Annotated in this window: 24 protein-coding genes; 5 read left to right on the forward strand and 19 right to left on the reverse strand. The window is 67.5% G+C overall.

Annotated features, from left to right (window positions below; translation table 11 throughout):
- Positions 1–20: 20 nt before the first annotated feature.
- Positions 21–1,721, forward strand: coding sequence for a PhoH family protein (locus I6I07_RS29960; protein ID WP_198484814.1), 1,701 nt, complete (start codon positions 21–23; stop codon positions 1,719–1,721).
- 70 nt (positions 1,722–1,791) lie between these two features.
- Here the strand turns inward: I6I07_RS29960 and I6I07_RS29965 are convergent, their stop codons facing one another.
- The 7 genes from I6I07_RS29965 to I6I07_RS29995 all read right to left on the reverse strand — a co-directional run bounded on the left by I6I07_RS29965 (position 1,792) and on the right by I6I07_RS29995 (position 7,181).
- Entirely contained in the window at positions 1,792–1,923 is a 132-nt protein-coding gene (locus I6I07_RS29965) for an entericidin A/B family lipoprotein (RefSeq protein WP_006388428.1), read from the reverse strand.
- Between the two features lie 42 nt (positions 1,924–1,965).
- On the reverse strand, positions 1,966–2,661 hold the full coding sequence (locus tag I6I07_RS29970) for a fumarylacetoacetate hydrolase family protein (RefSeq protein WP_006388427.1): 696 nt from the start codon (positions 2,659–2,661) through the stop codon (positions 1,966–1,968).
- A gap of 83 nt (positions 2,662–2,744) precedes the next feature.
- Entirely contained in the window at positions 2,745–3,047 is a 303-nt protein-coding gene (locus I6I07_RS29975) for a Dabb family protein (RefSeq protein ID WP_198484815.1), read from the reverse strand.
- Entirely contained in the window at positions 3,047–4,924 is a 1,878-nt protein-coding gene (locus I6I07_RS29980) for an ABC transporter permease (RefSeq protein WP_198484816.1), read from the reverse strand. The genes I6I07_RS29975 and I6I07_RS29980 overlap by 1 nt, the downstream gene beginning before the upstream one ends.
- A gap of 13 nt (positions 4,925–4,937) precedes the next feature.
- Positions 4,938–5,630 (reverse strand): ABC transporter ATP-binding protein, encoded by a 693-nt coding sequence (locus I6I07_RS29985; RefSeq protein ID WP_006393768.1) that lies wholly within the window; start codon positions 5,628–5,630, stop codon positions 4,938–4,940.
- Positions 5,630–6,391, reverse strand: a complete 762-nt coding sequence (locus tag I6I07_RS29990; protein WP_198484817.1) for an ABC transporter ATP-binding protein — start codon at positions 6,389–6,391, stop codon at positions 5,630–5,632. The genes I6I07_RS29985 and I6I07_RS29990 overlap by 1 nt, the downstream gene beginning before the upstream one ends.
- A 10-nt stretch (positions 6,392–6,401) precedes the next feature.
- Positions 6,402–7,181, reverse strand: coding sequence for an SDR family NAD(P)-dependent oxidoreductase (locus I6I07_RS29995; protein WP_198484818.1), 780 nt, complete (start codon positions 7,179–7,181; stop codon positions 6,402–6,404).
- 218 nt (positions 7,182–7,399) lie between these two features.
- Here I6I07_RS29995 and I6I07_RS30000 point away from each other — a divergent pair, with 218 nt between their 5' ends.
- The 4 genes from I6I07_RS30000 (at position 7,400) to I6I07_RS30015 (ending at position 10,713) form a co-directional block, all read left to right on the forward strand.
- Positions 7,400–7,798: a cupin domain-containing protein gene (locus I6I07_RS30000; protein WP_006393765.1), complete on the forward strand. Its 399-nt coding sequence runs from the start codon at positions 7,400–7,402 to the stop codon at positions 7,796–7,798.
- A gap of 91 nt (positions 7,799–7,889) precedes the next feature.
- Positions 7,890–9,101, forward strand: a complete 1,212-nt coding sequence (locus I6I07_RS30005) for an ABC transporter substrate-binding protein (RefSeq protein ID WP_198484819.1) — start codon at positions 7,890–7,892, stop codon at positions 9,099–9,101.
- A complete protein-coding gene (locus tag I6I07_RS30010) occupies positions 9,098–9,862 on the forward strand; it encodes an SDR family NAD(P)-dependent oxidoreductase (RefSeq protein ID WP_198484820.1) in 765 nt (254 codons plus the stop codon). The genes I6I07_RS30005 and I6I07_RS30010 overlap by 4 nt, the downstream gene beginning before the upstream one ends.
- Positions 9,863–9,876: 14 nt before the next feature.
- Entirely contained in the window at positions 9,877–10,713 is an 837-nt protein-coding gene (locus I6I07_RS30015; protein ID WP_054433334.1) for an IclR family transcriptional regulator, read from the forward strand.
- Positions 10,714–10,717: 4 nt separating this feature from the next.
- On the opposite strand, the gene ppa is transcribed toward I6I07_RS30015, so the two are convergent.
- The 12 genes from ppa to I6I07_RS30070 all read right to left on the reverse strand — a co-directional run bounded on the left by ppa (position 10,718) and on the right by I6I07_RS30070 (position 24,650).
- Positions 10,718–11,248 (reverse strand): inorganic diphosphatase, encoded by a 531-nt coding sequence (ppa, locus tag I6I07_RS30020; RefSeq protein ID WP_054433335.1) that lies wholly within the window; start codon positions 11,246–11,248, stop codon positions 10,718–10,720.
- Positions 11,249–11,276: 28 nt separating this feature from the next.
- Positions 11,277–12,884, reverse strand: coding sequence for a heme biosynthesis HemY N-terminal domain-containing protein (locus I6I07_RS30025; protein ID WP_054433336.1), 1,608 nt, complete (start codon positions 12,882–12,884; stop codon positions 11,277–11,279).
- Positions 12,885–12,889: 5 nt separating this feature from the next.
- Entirely contained in the window at positions 12,890–14,080 is a 1,191-nt protein-coding gene (locus tag I6I07_RS30030) for a uroporphyrinogen-III C-methyltransferase (protein WP_198484821.1), read from the reverse strand.
- Positions 14,081–14,117: 37 nt separating this feature from the next.
- Entirely contained in the window at positions 14,118–14,930 is an 813-nt protein-coding gene (locus I6I07_RS30035) for a uroporphyrinogen-III synthase (protein ID WP_198484822.1), read from the reverse strand.
- The gene (gene hemC, locus I6I07_RS30040; RefSeq protein WP_198484823.1) at positions 14,930–15,877 is read right to left on the reverse strand and encodes a hydroxymethylbilane synthase; all 948 of its coding nucleotides are present in this window, start codon (positions 15,875–15,877) and stop codon (positions 14,930–14,932) included. The genes I6I07_RS30035 and hemC overlap by 1 nt, the downstream gene beginning before the upstream one ends.
- 6 nt (positions 15,878–15,883) lie before the next feature.
- Positions 15,884–16,009: a hypothetical protein gene (locus I6I07_RS31850; protein ID WP_269784312.1), complete on the reverse strand. Its 126-nt coding sequence runs from the start codon at positions 16,007–16,009 to the stop codon at positions 15,884–15,886.
- Positions 15,996–16,715 (reverse strand): TerC family protein, encoded by a 720-nt coding sequence (locus tag I6I07_RS30045; protein WP_116521287.1) that lies wholly within the window; start codon positions 16,713–16,715, stop codon positions 15,996–15,998. Before I6I07_RS30045 ends, I6I07_RS31850 begins: the two co-directional genes overlap by 14 nt.
- A gap of 115 nt (positions 16,716–16,830) precedes the next feature.
- On the reverse strand, positions 16,831–17,529 hold the full coding sequence (locus tag I6I07_RS30050) for a TerC family protein (protein ID WP_198484824.1): 699 nt from the start codon (positions 17,527–17,529) through the stop codon (positions 16,831–16,833).
- Positions 17,530–17,775: 246 nt separating this feature from the next.
- Positions 17,776–18,657, reverse strand: a complete 882-nt coding sequence (sucD, locus tag I6I07_RS30055) for a succinate--CoA ligase subunit alpha (RefSeq protein WP_006225012.1) — start codon at positions 18,655–18,657, stop codon at positions 17,776–17,778.
- A 105-nt stretch (positions 18,658–18,762) separates the two neighbouring features.
- Positions 18,763–19,923 (reverse strand): ADP-forming succinate--CoA ligase subunit beta, encoded by a 1,161-nt coding sequence (gene sucC / locus I6I07_RS30060; RefSeq protein ID WP_006393752.1) that lies wholly within the window; start codon positions 19,921–19,923, stop codon positions 18,763–18,765.
- Between the two features lie 10 nt (positions 19,924–19,933).
- A complete protein-coding gene (locus tag I6I07_RS30065; RefSeq protein WP_198484825.1) occupies positions 19,934–20,536 on the reverse strand; it encodes a DUF2889 domain-containing protein in 603 nt (200 codons plus the stop codon).
- Between the two features lie 142 nt (positions 20,537–20,678).
- Positions 20,679–24,650 (reverse strand): Pls/PosA family non-ribosomal peptide synthetase, encoded by a 3,972-nt coding sequence (locus I6I07_RS30070; RefSeq protein ID WP_198484826.1) that lies wholly within the window; start codon positions 24,648–24,650, stop codon positions 20,679–20,681.
- Positions 24,651–24,764: the final 114 nt, after the last annotated feature.

Here is a 24,764-nt window from a genome sequence, read left to right on the forward strand (position 1 = left end):
CATACTGGAGAGTGACGCATATGCCGCTTCCGAAGTTGCCCACCCGCCCCGCAGCCATCCTGACCTTCCCCTCGGGCGATAACGCCCGGGCGCAGGCCCGCACGACCAAGACCGCCGCTGCGCGGTCCAATACCCAGGCCGCCCTGGCCGAAGACGACGAGGACGAGCTGCTGGTGCAGCCCGAACTCGACGGTATCGGCGCGCCGGGCCGCAAGGCGCAGATCCCGGCCCGCCAGGTTCCGCCCCCGCCGCCGGCCGCGCCGGCGCCCAGCGCCCCCGCGCGCCAGGCCAAGGCCACTCCGGCCCCGGCCAAGCGCGCCAAGACGCGCGCCCAGAACGCGCCGCGCAAGCTGTTCGTGCTGGACACCAACGTGCTGCTGCACGACCCCAGTTCGCTGTTCCGCTTCGAAGAGCACGACATCTTCTTGCCGATGATGACGCTCGAAGAGCTGGACCACCAGAAAAAGGGCATGTCGGAAGTGGCGCGCAACGCCCGCCAGGTCAGCCGTTCGCTCGACGCGCTGGTGCAGGACGCGACCCAGCTCGAAGACGGCCTGGAACTGGCCAAGCTGGGCAACAAGGACGCCACCGGGCGCCTGATGTTCCAGACCACCGCCATCCACAGCACCCTGCCGTCTGACCTGCCCATGGGCAAGGCCGACAACCAGATCCTGGGCGTGGTGCGGGCCCTGCAGGAAAAATACCCGCAGCGCGAAGTCGTGCTGGTGTCCAAGGACATCAACATGCGCCTGAAGGCGCGCGCGCTCGGCATGGCCGCGGAAGACTACTTCAACGACCACGTCCTGGAAGACTCGGACCTGATGTACTCGGGCGTGATGCAGCTGCCCGAGGACTTCTGGAACAAGCACGGCAAGGACGTCGAATCCTGGCAACAGGGCGGCACCACCTTCTACCGCATCCACGGCCCCTTGTGTTCGCAGTTCGTGGTCAACCAGTTCGTCTACTTCGAAGGCCAGATGCCCCTGTATGCCCAGGTGCGCGAGGTCAGCGGCAAGATGGCGGTGCTGGCGACGCTGCGCGACTACACCCACGGCAAGAACAACGTCTGGGGCATCACCGCCCGCAACCGCGAGCAGAACTTCGCCATGAACCTGCTGATGAACCCGGAATGCGACTTCGTGTCGCTGCTGGGCCAGGCGGGCACGGGCAAGACGCTGCTGGCGCTGGCGGCCGGCATCACCCAGGTGCTGGAGACCAAGCGCTACACCGAGATCATCATGACCCGCGTCACGGTGCCCGTCGGTGAAGACATCGGCTTCCTGCCCGGCACCGAGGAAGAAAAGATGCTGCCCTGGATGGGGGCGCTGGAAGACAACCTCGACGTGCTGAACATGGGCGAAGGCGAAGGCAACGGGGACTGGGGGCGCGCCGCCACCATGGACCTGATCCGCTCGCGCATCAAGGTCAAGTCGCTGAACTTCATGCGCGGCCGCACCTTCCTGAACAAGTACCTGATCATCGACGAGGCCCAGAACCTGACGCCCAAGCAGATGAAGACGCTGGTGACCCGCGCCGGCCCCGGCACCAAGGTGATCTGCCTGGGCAACATCGCCCAGATCGATACGCCCTACCTGACCGAAGGCAGTTCGGGCCTGACGTTCGTGGTCGACCGCTTCAAGGGCTGGCCGCATTCGGGCCACGTCACCTTGCAGCGCGGCGAACGCTCGCGCCTGGCGGACTACGCGGGGGATGTGCTGTAGGCCAGCCTCCCCGCCAAAGAAAAAGCCCCTTGATCGCTCAAGGGGCTTTTTTATCACCTGGGCCGGACGATCATTTGTCGGCGGCGTTGGTGATGGCGTTGCCGGCTCGCGACATGTCCTTGCCCATGCCCGCCACGGTATTGCAACCGGCGAGTACGAAGCCGAACACGACGAAGGCGGTCAGCACGATCTTGCTGCGCATGCTGCGCTCCTGAAGTGTGGGGAAACGATTCCGGGCCGTACTTTAAACGATCTGGACGCGAAGTTCGCCCAGGCCTTCCACGCCGCCGGTGATGACGTCGCCCTGCACCACGGCGCCCACGCCTTCCGGCGTGCCGGTGAAGATGATGTCGCCGGGCTGCAGTTCGAACAGGCCCGACAGGTAGGCAATGCTTTCCGGCACGTTCCAGATCATCTGCGAGATGTCGCTGGCCTGCTTGCGCTGGCCATTGACGTCGAGCCAGATGGCGCCCTTGTCGAGCGTGCCGACCACGCTGCGCGGATGGATCGGGCCCAGCGGCGCCGACAGGTCGAAGGCCTTGCCCACTTCCCAGGGACGGCCCTGCTTCTTCATCTCGCCCTGCAGGTCGCGGCGGGTCATGTCCAGGCCCAGGGCATAGCCCCAGACGCAGTCGTTGGCTTCTTCGACGGGGATGTCGCGGCCGCCCTTGCCCAGCACCACCACCAGCTCCATTTCGTAGTGCAGGTTGGAGGTCTTGGGCGGATACGGCATCTTGCCGGTTTCGCCGTCGGCCACGCTCAGCACCGCGTCGGCGGGCTTGCAGAAGAAGAACGGATCTTCACGGCCGGTGAAGCCCATTTCCTTGGCGTGCTCGGCATAGTTGCGGCCGACGCAATAGACGCGGCGCACCGGGAACAGCGCGGCGCTGCCGGCAACGGGAACCGCGGTCAGCGGCTGGGGAGGCAATACGTAGTCCATGATCTATCAACCTATGACGGGTGGAACGGTCCGATGGCAAAAATCATTCGCGAGTGTATCCCGTTCCGGGACGGCGGAAATATTCAGCAAATTGTAGGGATTTCTCCATCGAACACCACCAGGCGCTCGATGAAATCCGCCATGTAGGCCTTCATTTCCTGGTGGGCGGGCGACACCTGGTAGCGGTCGTGGGCGGCGGCGTCGCCGAACGCCGCCACCACCGCGTGGGTCAGGCCGTCCGAGCGGCTGGCCTGGTTGGGCCGGAAGGCGTAGCCGGCCACCCCGTCGCATTCGGCCAGGATGCGGTCGCAGTATCCCTGCACCCGATCATGGAAGCGCGCATCGGCGGCGCCGGACAATTGCAGCATGACGACGTGCAGGAACATCAGGACTCCTTTCTCGGACGGGCGACGGCGAGCCAGGCACGGGACACCAGCCCCATGATGCCGTCGCGGAACAGCAATACGCACAGCACGAAGATCGCGCCCTGCACGATCAGGACCCACGATCCCAGCGGCGCCAGGTAGTTCTGCAGCGACACGAAGGTGAAGGCGCCGGCCAGCGGGCCGAACACCGTGCCGATGCCGCCCAGCAGCGCCATCAGCACCACCTCGCCGTTGGCGTGCCAGTGCACGTCGGTCAGCGAGGCCACGCCGAACACCAGCACCTTGAGCCCGCCGGCCAGCCCCGCCACCGAGGCCGACAAGGTGAACGCCAGCAGCTTGTAGCGCGAGGTCGAATAGCCCAGCGACCGCGCGCGCTGCTCGTTGTCGCGCACCGAGCGGATCACCTCGCCGAAGGGCGAATTGAGCACCCGCAGCACGAAGGCATAGCCCAGTGCGAACACCGCCAGCGTGAAGTAGTACATCGGCATCACGCCATCCAGGTCGAACAGGCCGAACAGCTTGCCGCGCGGCACGCTCTGCAGGCCGTCCTCGCCGCCGGTGAAGCCCGCCTGCACCGCGATGAAGTACACCAGCTGCGACAGCGCCAGCGTGATCATGGCGAAATAGATGCCCTGGCGCCGGATGGCGATGGCGCCGAACGCCAGCCCCAGCAGGCCGCCGGTCAGCACCCCGGCCAGCAGGCCCAGTTCGGGCGTGGCGCCCAGCAGCTTCATGACGATGCCCGTGGCGTAAGCCGCCGCGCCGAAGAAGGCCGCATGGCCGAACGACAGCAGGCCGACATAGCCCACCAGCAGGTTGAAGGCCGCGGCGAACAGCGCGAAGCACAGCACCTTCATCAGGAACGTGGGATAGACGAACCAGGGCGCGGCCAGCGCCACCAGCGCCAGGATCGCCATGCACCCGCGCATGGCGCGGCGCCCCAGCTGCACCGGCTGGCGGGTGGCCTCGGCGGCCAGCACGTTCTGCACCTGCAGCGGCTTGCCGAACAGGCCCGCCGGCTTGCACAGCAGCACCAGCACCATGATGATGAAGATCGCCAGGTTGGCGGCCTCCGGGTAGAACACCTTGGTCAGCCCCTCGATGATGCCCAGCCCGAAGCCGCTGACGATGGCGCCCATGATGGAGCCCATGCCGCCGATCACCACCACCGCGAACACCACCACCACCAGGTTCGAGCCCATCATCGGGCTGACCTGGTAGATGGGCGCGGCGATCACGCCCGCCACCGACGCCAGGGCCACCCCCAGCGCGTAGGTCAGCGTGATCAGCAGCGGCACATTGATGCCGAACGACCGCACGATCGTCGGGTTCTCGGTGGCGGCGCGCAGCATGGCGCCGACCCGGGTCTTCTCGATCAGCACCCACACGGCCAGGCACAGCACCAGCGACACCAGCACCGCCCAGCCGCGGTACCACGGCAGGAACATGAAGCCGAGGTTGACGCCGCCGGTCAGCGCCTTGGGGATGGTGTACGGCAATCCCGACACGCCATACGCCTGGCGCAGCCCGCCCTCGATCAGCAGGGCGATGCCGAAGGTCAGCAACAGCCCGTAGAGGTGGTCCATGCGGTAGGTGCGCGAGATCAGCACGCGCTCGACCACGATGGCGAACGCCGCCATGATGAGCGGCACCAGCACCAGCGCGGCCCAGTAGTTCACCCCCAGGTAGTTCAGCAGCATCCAGGCCAGGAACGCGCCCGCCGTGTACTGCGCGCCATGGGCGAAGTTGATGATGTTCAACAGGCCGAAGATCACCGCCAGCCCGATCGAGAGCAAGGCGTAGAACGAGCCGTTGATCAGGCCGAGCAGGAGCTGGCCGAACAGTGCCGTGGACGGCACGCCAAAAATTTCGAACACAGGATTCTCCCCCTCAGACACCCAGGCGGCGCGCGATCCGCTCGGGATCATTGCGCGCCTCTTGCGCCGACAATTGGTCGACCACGCGGCCATGCTCCATCACGTAGTGGCGGTCGGCCACCTTGGTGGCGAAGCGGAAATTCTGCTCGACCAGCACGATGGTGAAACCGCGCTCCTTGAGCGTGCGGATGGCCTGCCCGATCTGCTGCACGATCACCGGCGCCAGCCCTTCGGTGGGTTCGTCCAGCAGAATCAGCTGGGCGCCGGTGCGCAGGATGCGGGCGATCGCCAGCATCTGCTGCTCGCCGCCCGACAGGTTGCCGCCGGAGCTGGCGCTGCGTTCGCGCAGGTTGGGAAACAGGGTGTAGATTTCTTCCAGTGACATGCCGCCGTCGGCCAGGCGCGGCGGCAGCATCAGGTTCTCGGTCACGTCCAGGCTGCGGAACACCGCCCGCTCCTCCGGGCAATACACCACGCCCAGCCGCGGAATGCGATGCGGCGCCATGCCCACGGTTTCCTGGCCGTTCAGCCGGATCGAGCCGCGGCGCTTGTCCAGGATGCCCATGACGGCGCGCAGCGTGGTGGTCTTGCCGGCGCCGTTGCGGCCCAGGATGGTGACCAGTTCGCCGCGCCGCACTTCGATGTCGACGCCGTGCAGCACATGCGATTCGCCGTACCAGGCATTGAGGTCCTTGATCGACAGCATCAGCCCTCTCCCTCTTCCGAGCCCATGTAGGCGGTGATAACGCGCTCGTCGCGCGACACCGTGGCGTAGTCGCCCTGCGCCAGCACCGCGCCGCGCGCCAGCACCGTGATGGTGTCGGACAGGTCGGCGACCACCGACAGGTTGTGCTCCACCATCAGGATGCTGCGGTTGGCCGACACGCGCCGGATCAGCGCCGCGATGCGCGCCACGTCTTCCTGGCCGAGCCCGGCCATCGGCTCGTCCAGCAGCATCACTTCCGGCTCCAGCGCCAGCGTCATGGCGATTTCCAGCGCGCGCTTGCGGCCATAGGGCAGCAGGGCCGCCGTGGTGTCGGCCATGCCGGCCAGGCCCACGGCCTCCAGCAGCGCCAGGCCCTGGTCGTTCAGGCGGTCGACGCTGCGGCGGCTGCGCCAGAAGCGCAGGCCGTCGCCATGCTGGCGCATCAGCGCCACGCGCATGTTCTGCAGCACGGTCAACCCCAGGAACACCGCCGAGATCTGGAACGAGCGCACGATGCCCAGGCGCGCGATCTGCTCCGGCGCCAGCGACGTGATGTCGCGGCCGCGGTAGTGGATCACGCCCTGGTCGGGCGTCAGGAATTTGGTCAGCAGGTTGAAGCAGGTGGTCTTGCCGGCGCCGTTGGGGCCGATCAAGGCATGGATGGAACCTTCCCGCAGGGACAGGGACACGCCGTCGACGGCATTGAAGCCGCCGAACCGCTTGACCAGCCCCTGGGCGGACAGAACCGCTTGGGTGCTCATGGCCGTCCTCCTACATGCGGGCCAGCAGGCCGCCGTCGATGGCCAGCACGTGGCCGTTGACGAACGAAGACCCCGGCGAGGCCAGGTAGACCACCGCCGGCGCGATGTCCTCGGGCGTGGCCCAGCGCCCCACCGGCACCGCGGTCGACAGGAACGACTGGAACTGCGGATTGTCCTGCAGCCCCTGGGTGAAGTCGGTGCGCACGAAGCCCGGCGCCAGCGCGTTGCAGGTGACGCCCTGGCCGCCGTATTCGACCGCCAGCGCGCGCGTGAACGCCGCGATCGCGCCCTTGGCGGTGGCGTAGGCGGCGATGTTCGGCATGGTGGCCTGGCCCGCGACCGACGACATCAGCACGATGCGGCCGAAGCCGCGCGCCGCCATGGCGGGCAGCACCGCGCGGGCGCAATGGAACGCGCCGTTCACATGGACGTTCTGCAACGCCTGCCATTCGGCCGGCGTCATCTCGACCACCGGCTTGCGGTTCTGGTTGCCGGCGTTGCTGACCAGCACGTCGATGGCCACGCCATCGGCCTGCAGCCGCGCCACGGCCTCGGCCACGGCGGCGCCGTCGGCCACGTCGAACACCGCGCTGCGCGCCGTGATGCCGGCCGCGGCCAGCTGTGCGCAAGCGGCGTCGCAGGCGGCCTGCGACAGATCGTTGATCACCACGCGCGCGCCCGCCCGGCCCAGGCCGGCGGCAATCGCATACCCCAGCCCGCGCGCGCCCCCCGTCACCAGCGCCGTGCGCCCGGCCAACCCGAAGGTCTGGCCCAGATAGTCCTGATTCAAGCTTGTCTCCTTGTCTTATAGGCGCCGGATCTCTCGGGACGGCGGGCATCGGGAAAGGCTTCCCGAGACCCGCGGCCCCTGGTCCGGCTCGTGTCTCGCCCGCTTTCCTTGGTCGAAAACAGGATTGACATTAATCTCAATATACGCGACTATTTTTAAACACTCAATAACAAGATTTTTAGTTTTTCTTCCATAACGAGTATTGGCTAGGAGACATCATGGCCCTCGAAACCCCTGGCTGCCCTGCGGCCAACGCGCTGCCGCCGCTGGCGTCGCGCTTCCTGAAAGTCGACGAGCTGCCCTGGAAACCCACGCAGGTCGAAGGCATCGACATGAAAGTGCTGATGCAGGACAAGGAGTCCGGCCTGCTGACCGCGCTGTTCCGCTGGCAGCCCGGCACCGAACTGCCGCTGCACGAGCACGTCGAGGTCGAGCAGACCTATGTGCTGGAAGGCTCCATCGTCGATGCCGAAGGCGAAGTGCGCGCGGGCGACTACGTCTGGCGGCCGCGCGGCAACCAGCACGTGGCGCGCGCCCCGCACGGCGCGCTGGTGCTGAGCTTCTTCCTGAAACCCAACCTGTTCATCGACGCCTACGCCGGCCAGACCCTGGAGTAGGCGCCGGCACAGGCGCCACCCCGGCAAGATCCGCGCGACCGCCCGGCACAGGGCGGCGCGCAAAGACACAAGCCCCCAAGGAGACAAACCCATGAGAACCCGTTTCAAGCTTTGCCTGGCCGCCTGCGCGCTGGGCGCCGTTTCGCTGTCGGCCAAGGCCCAGGTGTCCGACGACGTCGTCAAGATCGGCGTGCTGGGCGACCAGTCCGGCATGATGGCCGACCTGTCCGGCAAGTTCGGCGTCGAGGCGGTGAAGATGGCTGTCGAGGATTTCGGCGGCACCGTGCTGGGCAAGCCGATCGAGGTGGTGTCCGCCGACCACCAGAACAAGGTGGACATCGGCGTCTCCATCGCGCGCCGCTGGTACGAGAACGACAAGGTCGACCTGATCCTGGACGTGCCCAACTCCGCCATCGCCCTGGCGGTGCAGGACCTGACCCGCCAGATGAAGCGCGTGGTGATCTTCACCAGCGCCGGCTCGGCCGACCTGACCGGCAAGGCCTGCTCGCCCAACGGCATGCACTGGACCTACGACACCTACGCCTACGCCACCGGCGTGGCCAGCGGCGTCATGGAAGACGGTGGCAAGAGCTGGTTCTTCATCACCTCCGACTACGCCTTCGGCCACTCGCTCGAACGCGACGCCATGGCGGTGGTCAAGGCCAAGGGCGGCCAGGTGGTCGGCAGCGTTCGCCACCCCATCGCCAGCGCCGACTTCTCGTCGTTCCTGCTGCAGGCGCAGGCCTCCAAGGCGCAGGTGATCGGCCTGGCCAACGGCAGCGGCGACACCATCAACAGCATCAAGCAGGCGTTCGAATTCGGCATCATGGGCAGCAAGCAGCGCGTGGCGGCGCTCTTCATGAGCATCGTCGACGTGCGCAGCGTCGGGCTGGAATACGCGCAGGGGCTGAACCTGGTCGAGCCGTTCTACTGGGACCAGGACGACAAGGCGCGCCAATGGTCCGAACGCTACTTCAAGCGCACCGGTCGCATGCCGTCGATGGTGCAGGCCAGCAACTACAGCGCCACCATGCACTATCTGAACGCGGTCAAGGCGGCCGGCACCGACGCGTCCGAGGCGGTGATCAAGAAGATGCACGACACGCCCATCAACGACTTCATGACCGAGAACGGCCGCATCCGCGAAGATGGCCGCGTGATGCGCGACCTGTACCTGTTCCAGGTGAAGAAGCCGTCCGAATCGAAGCGCGACTGGGATTACTACAAGCTGGTGCGCAAGATTCCCGCCGAACAGGCGTTCCGTCCGCTGGACCAGGGCGGCTGCGCGCTGGTGAAGCAATGACGGGGGGCCCGCTCGGACTGTTGGCCGGCAAGCGGGCCGTCGTCACGGGGGGCGCCAACCCCCGTGGCATCGGCGCCGCCATCGTCGCGCAATTCCTGGCGCAGGGCGCCAGCGTGGCGGTGCTGGACCGCGACTATCCCGACAACGCCGACGCCGGGCTCGCTGGCGGCCGCGTCAACCTGCACTGCGATGTGTCGAGCAGCGCCTCCTGCGAGCAGGCCATGGCGCAGGCGGCGCAAGCGCTGGGCGGCATCGACGTGCTGGTGAACAACGCCGGCATCGTCGCCGCGACCCGCATCTGGGACCTGCCCGAGGACGAGTTCCGCCGCATGGTCGACGTCAACCTGACCGGCACCTACAACGTCACCCGCGCCGCCCTGCCGCGGCTGCTGGAAAGCGAGCGCCACCCGGCCATCGTCAACCTCGGCTCGACCGCCGCCCTGCGCGGCGGCGGCCTGCTGGGCGGATCGCACTACGCCGCCTCCAAGGGCGGCGTGATCAGCTTCACCAAGGCGCTGGCGCGCGAACTGGGGCCGCGCGGGGTGCGCGCCAACTGCGTGGCACCGGGCATCATCGAGACCGACATGACGCTCGGCAAATTCGGCGAAAATTGGGAACAAGAACTCAAACAAGGCATTCCACTGCAACGCTTCGGCTTCCCGGCCGAAGTCGCGCAAGCCATTCTCTTCCTGGCTTCGGACCTGTCCTCCTACTCAACCGGCATCGTGGTCGACGTCAACGGCGGCTTCCACATTCACTAGGCACGTCAGCAGCAATGAGCACTCCCGATCGCATGTTGTCCATTCTCGATCTCTTCCGCGACGACACCACCGCCGCCTTCCAGGAGGACGTCATGGCGCATCTGGAGTGCTCGCGCGCCACGGCCTACCGCTATCTCAAGTCGCTCACCGAAAGCGGCTTGCTGGCGCCCACCGCGGGCGGCGCCTACGTGCTCGGCTCGCGTATCATCGAGCTGGACCGGCACCTGCGCCAGCACGACCCGCTGATGCGCGCGGCGCGCGAGGTGATGCGCGCCACCGGCGACGAGCTCAACGCCAACCTGATGCTGTGCAGCTACTACGGCGACAAGGTCATGTGCGTGGACCGCTACTGGACCGACCATTCGATCGAATCCAGCTACGCGCGCGGCCGCCCCTTCCCGATGTTCCGCGGCGCCACCGCCAAGCCCATCCTGGCCAACCTGCCGCCCTACCAGCTGCGCAACCTGATGCTGTGGCACGCCGCCGAAATCCGCGAGGCCGGCCTGGGCGAGGATTGGGATGCGTTCCGCGCCAACATCAAGCAGCTGCGCGCGGCTGGCGTCTGCGTCTCGCACGGCGAGGTCGACCCGGGATTGATGGGGATCGGCTCGGCGATCTTCACGCCGGACCAGAAGGTGGTGGGCAGCCTGGTGTTCATCGCCGCCGAGGCGCGCACGCCCGCCAAGCGGCTGGCGCTGCTGCAGGAACGCATCCAGGCCGCCGCGGCGCAGGTGACGCAGAATCTGCAGGGCCTGCAAGACAACGGCGCGGCGGCGATCGGCATCATGCCGTCGCGGCCGCGCCGCCTGAAAGCGCCCGCCGGTGCGACACCGGCGCGGCGCAAGGCCTGATCGATCAGGCCTTGTTGTAGCGCTCGGCGCTCTTGACGATTTCCTCGTGGGCGGCGTCGACGCCCTTCCAGCCCTTGACCTTGACCCACTTGCCCTTTTCCAGGTCCTTGTAGTGCTCGAAGAAGTGCTGGATGCGGGCCGTGTCTTCGGCCGGCAGGTCTTCGTAGGACTTGATGTTGCGGTACGGGGGGTACAGCTTTTCGATCGGCACGGCCAGCAGCTTGGCGTCGCCACCCGACTCGTCGTCCATTTCCAGCACGCCGATGGCGCGGCAGCGCACCACGGCGCCGATCTGGATCGGGAACGGGGTCAGCACCAGCACGTCGGCGGGGTCGCCGTCTTCCGACAGGGTCTGCGGGATGTAGCCGTAGTTGCACGGGTAGTGCATGGCCGTCAGCATGAAGCGGTCGACGAAGATCGCGCCCGACTCCTTGTCGACCTCGTACTTCACCGGGTCGGCGTTCATGGGGATTTCAATGATCACATTGAAGTCTTCCGGCAGCTTCTTGCCGGGGGACACGCGGTCATAACTCATGATTGAACCTTGTTAGTCTGAAAGAGGATCAAAGCGAGCCGTCGTCCTTGAACGGCGGCTTGGTGGTCGGCGCCGGCGCGGCGGGCGCGGCCGGCTTGGGCGAAGCCGGCGCGGCCGGCGAATACGTCGGCACGGGATTGTCGAACGCGGCGGCCGGAATCGGCGCGCTGTCGAAATACTCGTCGATGTCGGACGTGCCGCCGACGACCGGCGCATCTTCCGGCGCCAGCGCGCGCGCCTGCTGTTCCTTGTTGGCGCGGGCGTCCGGATCCAGCACGTAATCCGAGGCCGACGCGGCCACCGAGGGCGGCAGCGCGGGATAGTCGCCGCCGATATCGGCGTCGACATCCGAGAGGCCCACCGCATAGCCGCCCTCGGCGTCCAGGCGATAGGGGTCCGAGCCGATATCCGCGGCCGGCAGCGCCGCGTCGGCGGCCAGCACCGGCAGCGCCATGCTGGCGGCGGTGGCGAGGCGCCAGTGGCGCACGGCGTCGGCGGGACGGTCGAGACGGTCGTACAGGCTGCCCAGCAGCGCGTGCGTCTGCGCATCGCCGCGGCGCGACAGGCTGCGCAGCAGGTAGCGTTCGGCCTGGCCCCACAGCTGGCCGTTCAGGCACAGCATGCCCAGCGCGGTCAGCAGGTCGGGATCGGTGGGACGCTGCTGCAGCCAGGTCTCGGCCTTGGCCAGGCGGCGCGACACCTGTTCGGCATCGCAACGCGCGTAGGCGGCCACCAGGGCGGGATTGAATTTCACGGCGATGGCGGCTTCGAGCACCTTGGCGGCCTCGTTGGCCTCGCCGGCCGCTTCGAAGGCGGCGGCGCCGGCCAGCGCGATTTCGGGCAGCAGGCGCTCCTCGGCCTTGAGGTCCTTCCAGATGGCGCGCCAGCCGTCGTTGGCGGCCGCCGCGCGCAAGCGCGCCGCGCCGGCCACGTCGATCAGGTGGTCCCCTTCGGTGCGCGCCAGCGCATTGCGGCGCAGCAGGCCGCGCGCCAGCGTGAAGACCTGTTCGTCATGGTGCAGGGCCGTGTGCGCGCGCAGCAGCAGGCGCATGGTGTGCAGGTGGCGGGCGCCGCCATCGGCCAGCGGCGCCAGCACGGCCAGCGCGCGCTCGGCGCGGCCCTGGTCCAGCAGCATGTCGGCCGAGACCGTCGCGGTGGCTTCCACCAGGCCGGGGTCGGCGCCGGCCTGTTCCTGCGCGGTCGCCAGCAGGCGGTCGCGGCGGTCGAATTCACCCAGGCCATGCGCGGCGCGGGCGGCCGACAAGGCGGCCAGCACGCGGCGGGTCTGCACCTTGGTCTGCTCGAGCAGCTTGGTCAGGTCTTTTTCGGCGTGCGAATAACGGCCTTCGAGCAGGCCGATCCAGCCGCGCTCGAGCAATTCGTGATCGCGCGCCTGGGCGCGCTTGCCGCGCCAGGCGCGGACGCGATCGGGAATGGCCAGCAGCCAGGCCAGCAGGCGCAGGCCCACATACAGCACCACGAAGGCCGCCACGATCAGCAGCACGGCCAGCGTCAGCGACATCGAGATGCGCCACGGCCAGACCAGCAGCAGCACATTGCCGGAATGGGAGCGCAGCACCACCGCCAGGGCGACGGCGATGACGGCGAGCAGCAGAGTCCAGAACCAGGTACGCATGGGCGTCAGTCCTGATCGCTGGTCTTGAAGCCGGCGGCGCGCAGCGCGGCCACGGCGTTCAGGCTGTCGGACACGTCGGGCATGCGCACCGCGATGTCGGTCTGCGCCAGTTCGCGGGCCAGGTTCTGGGCCGCGACCGTGTCGGGGGAACGGGTGTCGAAGTACTTGGCCAGCGTGGTGCCGACGTTGTCGAGCTCGCTCTTCCAGACCGCGGGCTGGCGCATCAGCATGGCCAGTTGCACGGTCAGGAGGCGCTGGCGCAGCGTGCCGCGCACCTGGTCGGCCTGTTCCGGCGACAGCAGCAGCGCCGCGGGTTCGTCGACGCGCTGGATGGTGATCAGGCCGCCGAGTTCATGGGCCAGCGCCGAGCCGGCGCGGCCGGGCCACGAGGCCACTTCGGCGCGCCAGCGTTGCCACCAGGCCGCGTCGGCCGGCAGGCCGGCCTGCGGATCGACCGCGGCCGGCGCCGGGGTCGCGGGGCGGGTCTCGCCGGCGGCGATGCCGGGCGCGGCGGCGTCCGGCACCAGCAGCGGCGCCTTGCCGACCAGGGCGGTCAGGCGCTCGATGCGGGCCGACTGGGCCGGGATGTCGACGGTGGAGACGGCGCGCAGGCGGTCCAGGTCGCCGTTGATGGCCTGTTGCAGGCTGGAGAAGCGCGGACGGTCGGCCCGCGCCAGGCGCGATTGCGCGGTTTCCAGCGCGACGATGGCGTTGGAGACGTTGCCGGCCAGGCGCAGCTGCTGGCTGCCGATGGTGATCAGGCGCTCGACGTCGTTGGCCAGCAGTTCGTCGCTGGCGCTGTCGTTGAAGTTCTGCCAGGCCTGTTGCAGGGCGTTGTATTGGCTCTGGGTCTCGCGCACGCTGTCTTCGAGATCACCCAGGCGGCCGGCCTGGGCTTGCGCCAGGGCCAGGGCTTCGCGGGTGTCCTTGCGCGCCTGCGCCACGTCGGCGGCCAGCGTGTCCAGGCGCGAGGCGACCTCGCGGCCGGCGGCGACGAACTGCGTGCGTTGCTGCCACAGGGCATAGCCCAGCCCGACGGCGAGCAGGATGACGATGATGAGGGCGGTGACCAGGGGGCCACTGCCGCGCTTGGCCGGACGGGCCTTGACGGAATCGGCCGGGGCCGATGCGGGCGCGCTGGCGCCCGGGGCGGCCGGGTGAACGGCCGGATCGGTAGCGGGAGTCTTGTCTGTCATGACGCGATTGTATTCGGTGTCAGTCCGAAGCAACGAATCAAGCAGCAACAAAAGCCTGGAAAATCGACTCGTCGCTGGGCAGGCAGATTTTTACCATTGCTTGCGCGCCCGCGTCAGCCGCCGGCGCCGGCACGCGCCGCGCCAGCGAGGGATGGGTCAGGACGAAGCGGCAGCCGCTCCACCAGGCGGCCAGTCCGGCCGCCCGCAACTGGTCGCGCACCGCGTCCGCGCCCTCGCCGCTGGTGATGAGCCAGGTGGCCGCCACGCCCTGCGCGGCCCAGCGCCGCAGGGGTAAAAGCTCGGACTCGTCCCATCGGGCCGGCTGGCGCCGGTAGGCCGCATGACGTGTCACGGCCACGCCATGTGACTGCAATTGTTCGCTCAGCCAGTCCCGGCCCTGCGTGCCGCGCACCAACAGCACGCGCGACGGCAGCCGCGGCTGGCCGCAAAGCACCTCCCAGAGCGCCTCGGAATCATGGCTGGCGGCCTGCTCGCCGGGATGCAGGACTGTTGTATTCGCGCCAAAACACGGCAGCTCGGCCAGTCCCGCCGCGCTGGCCGGTCCGACCGTGGCGATGGCCACGCCCGCGGGCCAGGCCGCCGGGCCGTCGGCGCGGGCCAGTTGATCCAGGTACTGCCGGGCGGCGTTGCCGCTGACGAACACCACCAGGTCGTAGTCCGCCGGCCGCGGCAGGTCCGCGGGGGCGACAGGCAGGGGATGGATATCGAGCGCGGGCAGGATGCAGGGCGTCCAGCCGGCGGCGCGCAGGCGGTCGGCCAGCGCCTCATTGCGGCCGGCGGGCCGTGTCAGCACGGCCACGCGCGGCGCCTGGGCGTTGGCCCCGTCCATCAGTCCTCGGGGGACGCGTCTTGCAGCAGCTCGTCGAGAATGGCCTGGGCGCCGGCATCGAACAGCTCGGCGGCGACCGCCTCGCCAATCGCCTGCGCCTGCTCCACCGGACCGCTGCGTTCGGCGCGCAGGGTGCGCGTGCCGTCGGGCGACGCCACCAGCGCGCGCAGCGTCAGGTTGCCGCCGTCGATTTCGGCGTAGGCCGCCAGCGGCACCTGACAGGAGCCGCCCAGCCGGCGCGACACCGCGCGTTCGGCCAGCGAGATCGAGGTGGCGGTGGCGTCGTTCAGCGGCGCCAGCCAGGCGCGCATGTCGTCGCGATCGTCGCGGATCTCGATGGTCAGCGCGCCCTGCCCGGCCGCCGGCAGGCAATCCGCCGGATCGAGCAGGCAACGGATGCGGTCGGTCAGGCCCAGCCGGTTCAGCCCGGCGGCGGCCAGCACGATGGCGTCGTATTCGCCGCGATCGAGCTTGCCCAGGCGGGTGTCGAGGTTGCCGCGCAGCGGCTTGACCACCAGCTGCGGGTAACGCGCGCGGATCTGTGATTCGCGCCGCAGGCTGGAGGTGCCGACGACGGCACCGGCCGGCAGGTCGGCCAGCGTGTCGTAGCGGTTGGAGACGAAGGCATCGCGCGGATCGGCGCGATCGAGCACGGCGCACAGCTCGAACGGCGCCTGCAGATCGACCGGCATGTCCTTCAGGCAATGCACGGCCAGATCGGCACGGCCGTCGAGCAGCGCGTTTTCGAGTTCCTTGACGAAGAGCCCCTTGCCGCCCACCTTGGAGAGCGTGCGGTCGAGGATCTGGTCGCCTCGGGTCGTCAGGGTGAGCAGTTCAACCGCGCACGCCGGGTACAGCGTGCGCAGCCGATCGCGCACATGCTCGGCTTGCCACAGGGCAAGCCGGCTGGCGCGGGTCGCGATGACCAAGCGTTGCGGCAGAGACACGAGGCGTCATCGAATGAAGTGGGAGACGATGACCGTCGCCACAACGCCGAGGATGGCCAGCACGAACAGGCCCTGCAGGAGGCTCAGGCCTGATTCGGTTTGCTGGGGATCGGCGGATCTACGCAGACTCATGTACGGATTCCTTGGAGGCGGTTTTGCGGCTTGCCAGCCACCGTCCAAGGACAACAACGAGCAAGGCGCCGAAAATTTCTACGCCGATTTTAACCGCAGTGGGCTGGACGCCGAATTGACCTTCGACAAACACGTCCGTAATCAGCATGCCGCCCGCGATCCAGCCCAGCAGCGCCGCGCCGAAAGTCACCACCAGCGGGTAGCGGTCGATCAGCTTCAGGACCAGCGTGCTGCCCCAGATGATGATGGGCACGCTCACGACCAGGCCGAAGATGACCAGACCGATCTGATGGTCGGCATGGGCGTTCTGGGCGGCGCCGGCGATAGCGATGACGTTGTCCAGGCTCATCACGAAGTCGGCGATGATGATGGTCTTGATGGCGGCCACGATGGATGTGCCGCCCTTCACGTTGCCGTGGGCGTCATCCTCGGGCACCAGCAGCTTGACGCCGATCCAGACGAGCAGCAGGCCGCCCACCACCTTCAGGAACGGGATCGACAGCAGGGTCAGCGCGAAGGCGATCAGGACCACGCGCAGCACGATGGCGCCGGCGGTGCCCCACAGGATGCCCTGCATGCGTTGCTTGGGCTCCAGGTTGCGGCAGGCCAGCGCGATCACCACCGCGTTGTCGCCGCCGAGCAGGATGTCGATGAGGATGATCTGGAATACCGCTGCCCAACTCAGCGTCTGGAAAAACTCAAGCAATTTGAACCCCCGAAGGCATTTATCAAAATATAAAGGCCGGCCCCGTGCCGGCCAACCCGCCGCCGCGTCAGGCGCGGCAGCGGGCTTGGTACAACCTATTATTGTAGTTCAGCTTTCAGTCAGCTTTCTGGCGCATCAGCAAAACTTTGCCGATCGCCAGCACCAGCACCGCGCCCAATACCCCGGTCATGAGGGCAAAGCTGTGCTGGGTCACGCCCAATGCCGCGTCGATGCGCGCCACCGGTTCCTGCAGGGCCGGATCTCCCACCAGCAATTCGCCGGCAATGAAACCCAGCAGCGCCGCGCCCACCCAGACGATGAGGGGGAAGCGCTCGATCACCTTGAGCAGCAGCGTGCTGCCGAAAATGACCAGCGGAATACTGATCGCCAGACCCAGCACCAGCAGGGTCGTGTCGCCCATCGCCGCGGCGGCCACGGCCACCACGTTGTCCAGGCTCATGACCAGGTCGGCGATCATGATCGTGCGGATTGCGGTCAGCAGGTTGCCATGATTCTTGCCGTCGCCCTCTTCCTCGCCTTCCGGCAGCAACAGGGTCACGCCGATGTAGACCAGCAGCAGCGCGCCGATGAGCTTGAGCCACGGCAGCATCAGCAGCTTGGCGGCGACCAGCGTCAGCACGATACGCATGATGATCGCGGCGGCCGAACCGACCACGATCGCTTTCTTTTGTTGCGCCGGAGGCAGCGAACGCGCCGCGAGCGCAATCACCACGGCGTTATCGCCCGACAGCAGAATGTTGACCCAAATGATCTGGAGCAACGCTAACCAGAATGCCGCTGAACTGAGTTCCATACCTCTCTTTCCTAGGACGTGATCCCCCTAGGACAAACCAAATGAATGGGTGAAAAAGACAAAAAGACGTACTGACCGTCTTGGTGCGAGCCCGACGGCATTCTTGCTGGGTACGTACAGAATTTCTTTCATTATAGTTTCGTTCAGCTTTCCGTATGTTTCACCGGCCGCATCATGGACACGGGATTTCCCTAGGGAAGAACGAAAAAAGGCCCGCCGAAGCGGGCCTTCTTCATGCAAACAACCTTACAGCACCGACTTGAGCAGCTTGCCCATTTCGGACGGGTTGCGCGTCGTGCGGATACCGCAAGCTTCCATGACTTCCAGCTTGGCGTCGGCCGTGTCGGCGCCGCCGGAGATCAGGGCGCCAGCGTGGCCCATGCGCTTGCCGGCGGGAGCCGTGACACCCGCGATGAAGCCGACGACCGGCTTCTTCATGTTGTCCTTGGCCCATTCGGCGGCGTTGACTTCGTCCGGACCGCCGATTTCGCCGATCATGATGACGGCGTCGGTGTCGGGATCGTCATTGAACAGCTTGAGCACGTCGACGTGCTTCAGGCCGTTGATGGGATCGCCACCGATGCCGACGGCGCTGGATTGACCCAGGCCCAGCTCGGTGACTTGCGCCACGGCTTCGTACGTCAGGGTGCCCGAGCGGCTGACGATGCCGATGCGGCCCTTGCGGTGGATGTGACCGGGCATGATGCCGATCTTGATTTCGTCCGGGGTGATCAGGCCGGGGCAGTTCGGGCCCAGCAGCAGCGTCTTGCTGCCCTTGGCCTTCATGCGGTTCTTGACTTCCAGCATGTCACGGACCGGGATGCCTTCGGTGATGCAGATCACCAGATCCAGTTCGGCCTCGACGGCTTCCCAGATGGCGGCGGCGGCGCCGGCGGGCGGCACGTAGATGACGGACACGGTGGCGCCGGTGTCGGCCTTGGCGTCCTTGACCGACGCGAAGATCGGCACGCCTTCGAAGTCCTCACCGGCCTTCTTGGGGTTCACGCCGGCCACGAAGGCCGCTTTGCCATTGGCGTACTCGCGGCACATGCGCGTGTGGAACTGACCGGTCTTGCCCGTGATGCCCTGGGTGATGACCTTGGTGTCCTTGTTGATCAGAATCGACATTTGTGAATCCTTGGATTTTCTTTGTACCGCCGGGCCGTCCCAAGGTGGAAAGCACCCCCTTGGGGGGCAGCAAGCCACGAAGGGGCGCGGCGTGGGGGCATATATTTACTTGACGGCGGCTACGACGCGGGTGGCGGCTTCGGCCATCGTGTCGGCGCTGATGATCGGCAGGCCCGAGTCGGCCAGCATCTTCTTGCCGAGTTCTTCGTTGGTGCCCTTCATGCGGACGACCAGCGGCACGTTCAGGTTGACGGCCTTGCAAGCAGCGATCACGCCTTCGGCGATGACGTCGCAGCGCATGATGCCGCCGAAAATGTTGACCAGAATGGCCTTCACGCTCTTGTTGGCGAGCATGATCTTGAAGGCTTCCGTGACCTTCTCGGCCGTGGCGCCGCCGCCGACGTCCAGGAAGTTGGCCGGTTCGCCGCCGAACAGCTTGATGGTGTCCATGGTGGCCATGGCCAGGCCGGCGCCGTTCACCAGGCAGCCGATGTTGCCGTCGAGCTGGATGTAGGCCAGGTCGAACTTCGAGGCTTCGATTTCAGCCGGATCTTCTTCGTCCAGGTCGCGGTAGGCGACGATTTCCGGGTGGCGGAACAGGGCGTTGGGATCGAAGTTGAACTTGGCGTCCAGGGCGATGATGTTGCCCTTGCTGTCGCGGTTCAGCGGGTTGATTTCAACCAGCGAGGCATCGGTTTCCATGTAGCACTGGTAGAGCTTCTGGAACACGTCCACGGCCTGGGCGGTCGAGTCGGCGGGCAGGCCGATCGCGTTGGCGATCTTGGTGGCTTGCTCGGCGGACAGGCCGGTCAGCGGGTCGATGTATTCGGTGATGATCTTCTCGGGAGTGGAGTGGGCCACTTCCTCGATGTCCATGCCGCCTTCGCTGGAGGCGATGAAGGCGACCTTCTGGGTGGCGCGGTCAGTGACCAGCGACACGTAGTATTCCTTCTGGATGTCGGCGCCGTCTTCGATGTACAGGCGACGAACCTTCTGGCCTTCCGGGCCGGTCTGGTGCGTGATCAGCTGCATGCCCAGGATTTCCGAGGCGAGCTTGCGCACGTCGTCCAGCGAGCGCGCCAGCTTCACGCCGCCGCCCTTGCCGCGGCCGCCCGCGTGGATCTGTGCCTTGACGACCCAAACCGGTCCACCCAGCTTTTCAGCGGCAGCCACGGCCTCGTCGACGGAAAGAGCGGGGATCCCGCGCGGCACCGGGATGCCAAATTGCTTCAGCAGTTCCTTGCCTTGATACTCGTGGATTTTCATGTGTTACCTGTCAGGACGTATGAGAAAGAGAAGGTGAATCGGAGGTCGAATCGGCCGATGCCTCAGCGCTACCCCCGGTGTACCACTTGGGATAGTGCTCAGCCACCACCGGGCCGTCGGTGCTCAGCGCATGACAGCCGTCCAGTTGGAATGGACGCCGGTTCGGGTTGCTTTCCTGCCGCCGGCGGTTGGCCATGGTCTGCACCGCCGCGGTGGGAAGCACCTGCGACAGCTCGGTCATGTGCGTACAGCCCTCGACATGGCCGAAGCGCTCCTTGACCTGGCGACGGAACCCCTTGAGCAGGTTCATGCCGATCAGGTCAGCGTAGGCGGATTCGATGGCCATGCAGTGCTCGCCGTAGGGAGCGGCATCATAGACGGCCTGCGCCGCCACGATGGTGAAATCGCCATCGATGGTGATGCGCAGGTGCATATGGTGGATGGGTTGCCCCGCCTTGAACATCACGCCGTCGCGCTTGGGGAAATCGTACGCCTTGACGTCGATGAGCTCGGCTTCCAGGTCCCACTTGCCGTCATCGCGCGCATACGACTGCACGCGTATGGAACGCGTGTGCAGCGGCTGGCGAGGACAATCCGGCGGTGGCAAGGGCATGCTTGGGGCCTGCGGGGCGAAGACGGCCGGCGAATGGTGCGCGGCAACAAAACCTTCAAAGTATAGCGCAGCCCGCCCTGCCCCGACCGTCAAAATGCGCGCCGCGAACGCCCGCCGCCCGGGCGGATCGCGCCGCGCCGCCTCAGCGTTGTGTCCACGGCGTGGCCGGACTGCCCATCCAGGCCTGCCCCGCCGGGATGCTTTCGCCCTTGAGCACCAGGGTCAGCGGCCCCAGGCGGGCCCCGTCCTCGACCCGGGTGTCGTACAGGATGGTGCTGCGCGGGCCGACATTGACGCCGTTGCCGATGCGGACCTGCCCGATCTTCATGACGCGGTCCTCGAACAGGTGCGTCTGCGGTCCCGACCAGGCATGCAGCACGGCATCGTCCCCAATTGATACACAGTCGTACTCGGTGATGTCGGTGGTGTCCATGAACACCCGCTTGCCGATGCGCGCCCCCATGCAGCGCAAGGCCAGCGGCAGCCAGGGCGTGGCACGCAGGAAGTTGAAGAAGTTCGGCACCGCGATCGACTCGTACAGGCTGGTCACCGCCTCGCTCTTCCACACGAACGGCGTCCACATCGGTTCGGCGTGCGGACGGTAGCGGCCGATCAGCAACCACTTGAGCGCCACCAGGAACAGGAAGGTGCCGACGCCATACAGCACGCCGGCCAGCATCAGTTCGTCGAACGCCGCCAGGAAACCGTCGCGCACCGCGATCGGGATGACCTTCATGACCGTCAGGTAGCCCACCGCGATCACCACCGCCAGCGGCAGGATCATGCGCATCAGTTCGACCGCGCCGCGCGCCACCTTGCGACCCACGCTGGGGCGGAAGGTCAGGTGATCGGGAAAGCCCGCCGCCTGCTCGCGCGCCGGCAGCGCCAGCGGCGGATTGCCCAGCCAGGTCTGGCCGCTGGCCATGCGGGCGTTGGCCGGCGCCCGGCTCTGCACCCCGATCAGCACGTCGTCGGGCAGGACCGAGCCATCCGGCACGTAGGCGCCATTGCCGACGAAGCTGCGGTTGCCGATGACGGTGGGCCGCATGGTCATCCAGCCGCGGTCGATCTCCTCGTCGCCCAGCATCACGCCGTCGGCGATGAAGCTGTCGCGGCCCAGCGTCAGCATGTCGGGCACGATGCCCATCGCGGTCGAGATCTCGGTGCCGGGCCCGACCTTGGCGCCCAGCAGCCGGTACCAGGTGCCGGCATAGATGGAGGCATACAGGCCGTGCAGCACGCTCAGGCTGGATTCCTGGATCTGGTTGGTCAGCCAGCGCCGCAGGTAGATCTGGCCATAGACCGGCCAGCGCCCGCTCGCCAGCCGCGGCAGCAGCGCCCAGCGCAGCATGGCGGACACCAGCACCGTCAGGAACAGCAGCAAGGCGCTGGCCGGCAGGGCCAGCAGCAGGTAGGCCAGGAAGGCGTTCGGCCACCAGACGCGCGAGCCCATCAGGTCGAGCCAGCGCGCGTCGATCCAGTCGATCAGGACGAAGCTGGGGAACACCGGCATGAAGAACAAGGCGGCGATCAGCGTGCCGCCAGCGGCGTAGGCCAGCATGTCCAGCCGCGCCCAGCGCCCTTCCCGCACCGGCCGCCCGGGCAGTTCGGGGGCGCGCGCCTGCGGATCGTGCCGCGCCGGCGCGCCGCTCCAGATCTGGCCGGCCGGAATGCGCGAGCCGGTCGCCAGCGACGACAGGCCGTCGAGCCGGCCGTCGTCCTCGATGGTCACGCCGCCCTGCACCACCGCGTACGAACCGACATAGGCGTTGCGGCCCAGCGTGATGGGCGCGACGTCCCAGTGCGCGCCGTGCACCTCGAAGTTCTCCAGGTTGACCGCCGCGCCGACGCTGGCGCCATCGCCCACCGTCAGCAGGTCCGGAGCCCGCACCGAAATGCGGCTGATGGCGGTGTCGCGGCCGATGCGCGCGCCCAGCGCGCGCAGGTACCAGGCCTGCAGCGGCGAGCCCGCCAGGAGGTGCGCCGGCGGAATGTCGAGGATGCGGTCGACCAGCCACCAGCGGTAGAAGGTCCAGCCGTAGAGCGCATAGCGGCCCGCCTTGAGGCGGCCCAGGATGCCCCACTTGCAAACCACCGCCACGCCGAAGCTGAGCAGGTTGCAGGCCAGGTAGCTGGCGATCGACAGCGCCACCGCGCGCCAGACCGAATCGCCCTCGTCGCCGGTGAAGTAGTGGTACGTAAAGAATGGCGTCAGCCAGATCAGCATGCGCACGCCGATCAGGAGCGGCAGCATCGCCAGTTGCGCCAGGCCGCAGGCCCAGCGGCGCCATTCCGGCGCGCGCTCGATCGGCGCCTGCTGGACCGGCGCCGCCGCGGCCGTCGATTCGGCCGCCAGCGCGTCGAGCCGCGCCGCCAGCGCGCCCAGCACCGAATGCTGGTAGAGCTCGTGCATGGTCAGCGCGGAAAACTGCGGATGCTTGCGCAGCGACGACACCAGCCGCGCCGCCAGCAGCGAATGGCCGCCCAGGTCGCGGAAGAAATCGCTGGCCAGCCGCAGCGGCTGGCCCGGGAACAACGGCCGCAGCGCCTCGAACAAGGCGTGCTCGGCGAGCGAGACCGGCGTGTCGTCCTCGCCGCTGGGCTCGGACGCGGTGGCCAGTTCGCGCGCCTTCAGCGCCTTGCGGTCGATCTTGCCCGAGGTCAGGCGCGGCACTTCGGCCACCAGCTCGAAGCGGGCCGGAATCATGTAGGCGGGCAGTTCCGCGGCCAGCGCGGCGCGCAGCGCGTGCGGATCGAGCCGCGCGTCGCCCTCCGGCGTCAGGAACGCCACCAGCTGGTCGATGCCGGCCAGGTCGCGCAGCACCACGGCGGCGGCGCCAACGCCGGCCTGCCGGTACAGCGCGGCCTCGATCTCGCCCAGCTCGACGCGAAAGCCACGCACCTTGACCTGGTCGTCGCTGCGGCCCAGGCACTGGATCTGGCCGTTCTCGTCGATGCGCGCCAGGTCGCCGCTGCGGTACATGCGGGTGTCGTGATCGCCGCTGGGACGCGGATTGGCCAGGAACTTCTCGGCCGTCAGTTCGGGACGCCCCAGGTAGCCGCCGGCGACGCCGGGGCCGGTGATACAGAGCTCGCCGGTCTGCCCCTGCGGCAGCACCGCGCCATCGTCGCCGCGGATCAGCATGCCGTAGTTGGGCAGCGGCGTGCCGATGGTCACCGGCTGGCCGGGCAGCAATTCCGCCAGGCTGGCCGACACCGTGGTCTCGGTCGGGCCGTAGGTATTGAACAGGCGGCGGCCAGGCGTGGCCCAGCGCTGCACCAGGAATTCCGGGCACATCTCGCCGCCCAGGTTGACGATGCGCAGGCCGGGCACGTCGCGCGCGAACAGCGCCAGCAGCGTCGGCACCGCGTGCAGCACGGTCACGCCCTCGCGCACCAGCGCGTCGGGCAATGCCTCGGGATCGGTGGTCAGCATCTTGGGCGCCACCCACAACGTGGCGCCGACCAGATAGCTGATCCAGATTTCCTCGAACGACATGTCGAAGGCCACCGAGAAGCCCTGGTAGACCTTGTCGCCGTGGCGCACGCCCAGCACTTCGTTCTCGCTGCGCAGGAAATGGCAGATGCTGGCCTGGCTGATCGGCACGCCCTTGGGCTTGCCGGTGGAGCCCGAGGTGTAGATCACGTAGGCCGGATGCTCGGGCAGCAGCCCGTCGCGCCGGCGCAGCGGCGCATCGACCGCCACCGACAGCTCCCAGGTGGTCCAGGTGATCATGCCATCCAGGCGCACGTCGCCGCTCGCGACCAGGCCGCGCGCGCCGGCGTCCTGCAGGCACACCAGCATGCGGTCCGGCGGCGTATCGGATTCGAACGGCAGCCAGGCCGCGCCCGCCTTGGCGATGGCAGCCTGCATGACCAGCAGGTCGTCGCCGCGCGGCAGGCACAGGCCGACGATGTCGCCCGGCCGCACGCCGGCCTCGATCAGGTGGTGCGCGGCCAGATCGGCACGCCGCCCGAGCGTTTCGTAGGTGAGGGTTTGATCCAGCCAATGAATGGCCGCGGCGGCGGGATACCGCAGGATCGTGGCTTCCAGAATATCGGGCAGCGTCTCCGCTTGCAGCAGATCCGGCCGATAGGGGCCTTGGAGAATCATAGGTACGGCGACAATCCAGCAGAAAGGATGTTGTCCCTATTGACCCACACGGCGCGATTTCGTTCAAGCGCCAATGAAAAAAACCCCTGTGGTGTGCATCCCGCGCACAACACA

This window comes from Achromobacter deleyi, from assembly GCF_016127315.1.
In the GTDB taxonomy this organism is placed as follows: Bacteria; Pseudomonadota; Gammaproteobacteria; order Burkholderiales; family Burkholderiaceae_B; genus Achromobacter; species Achromobacter insuavis_A.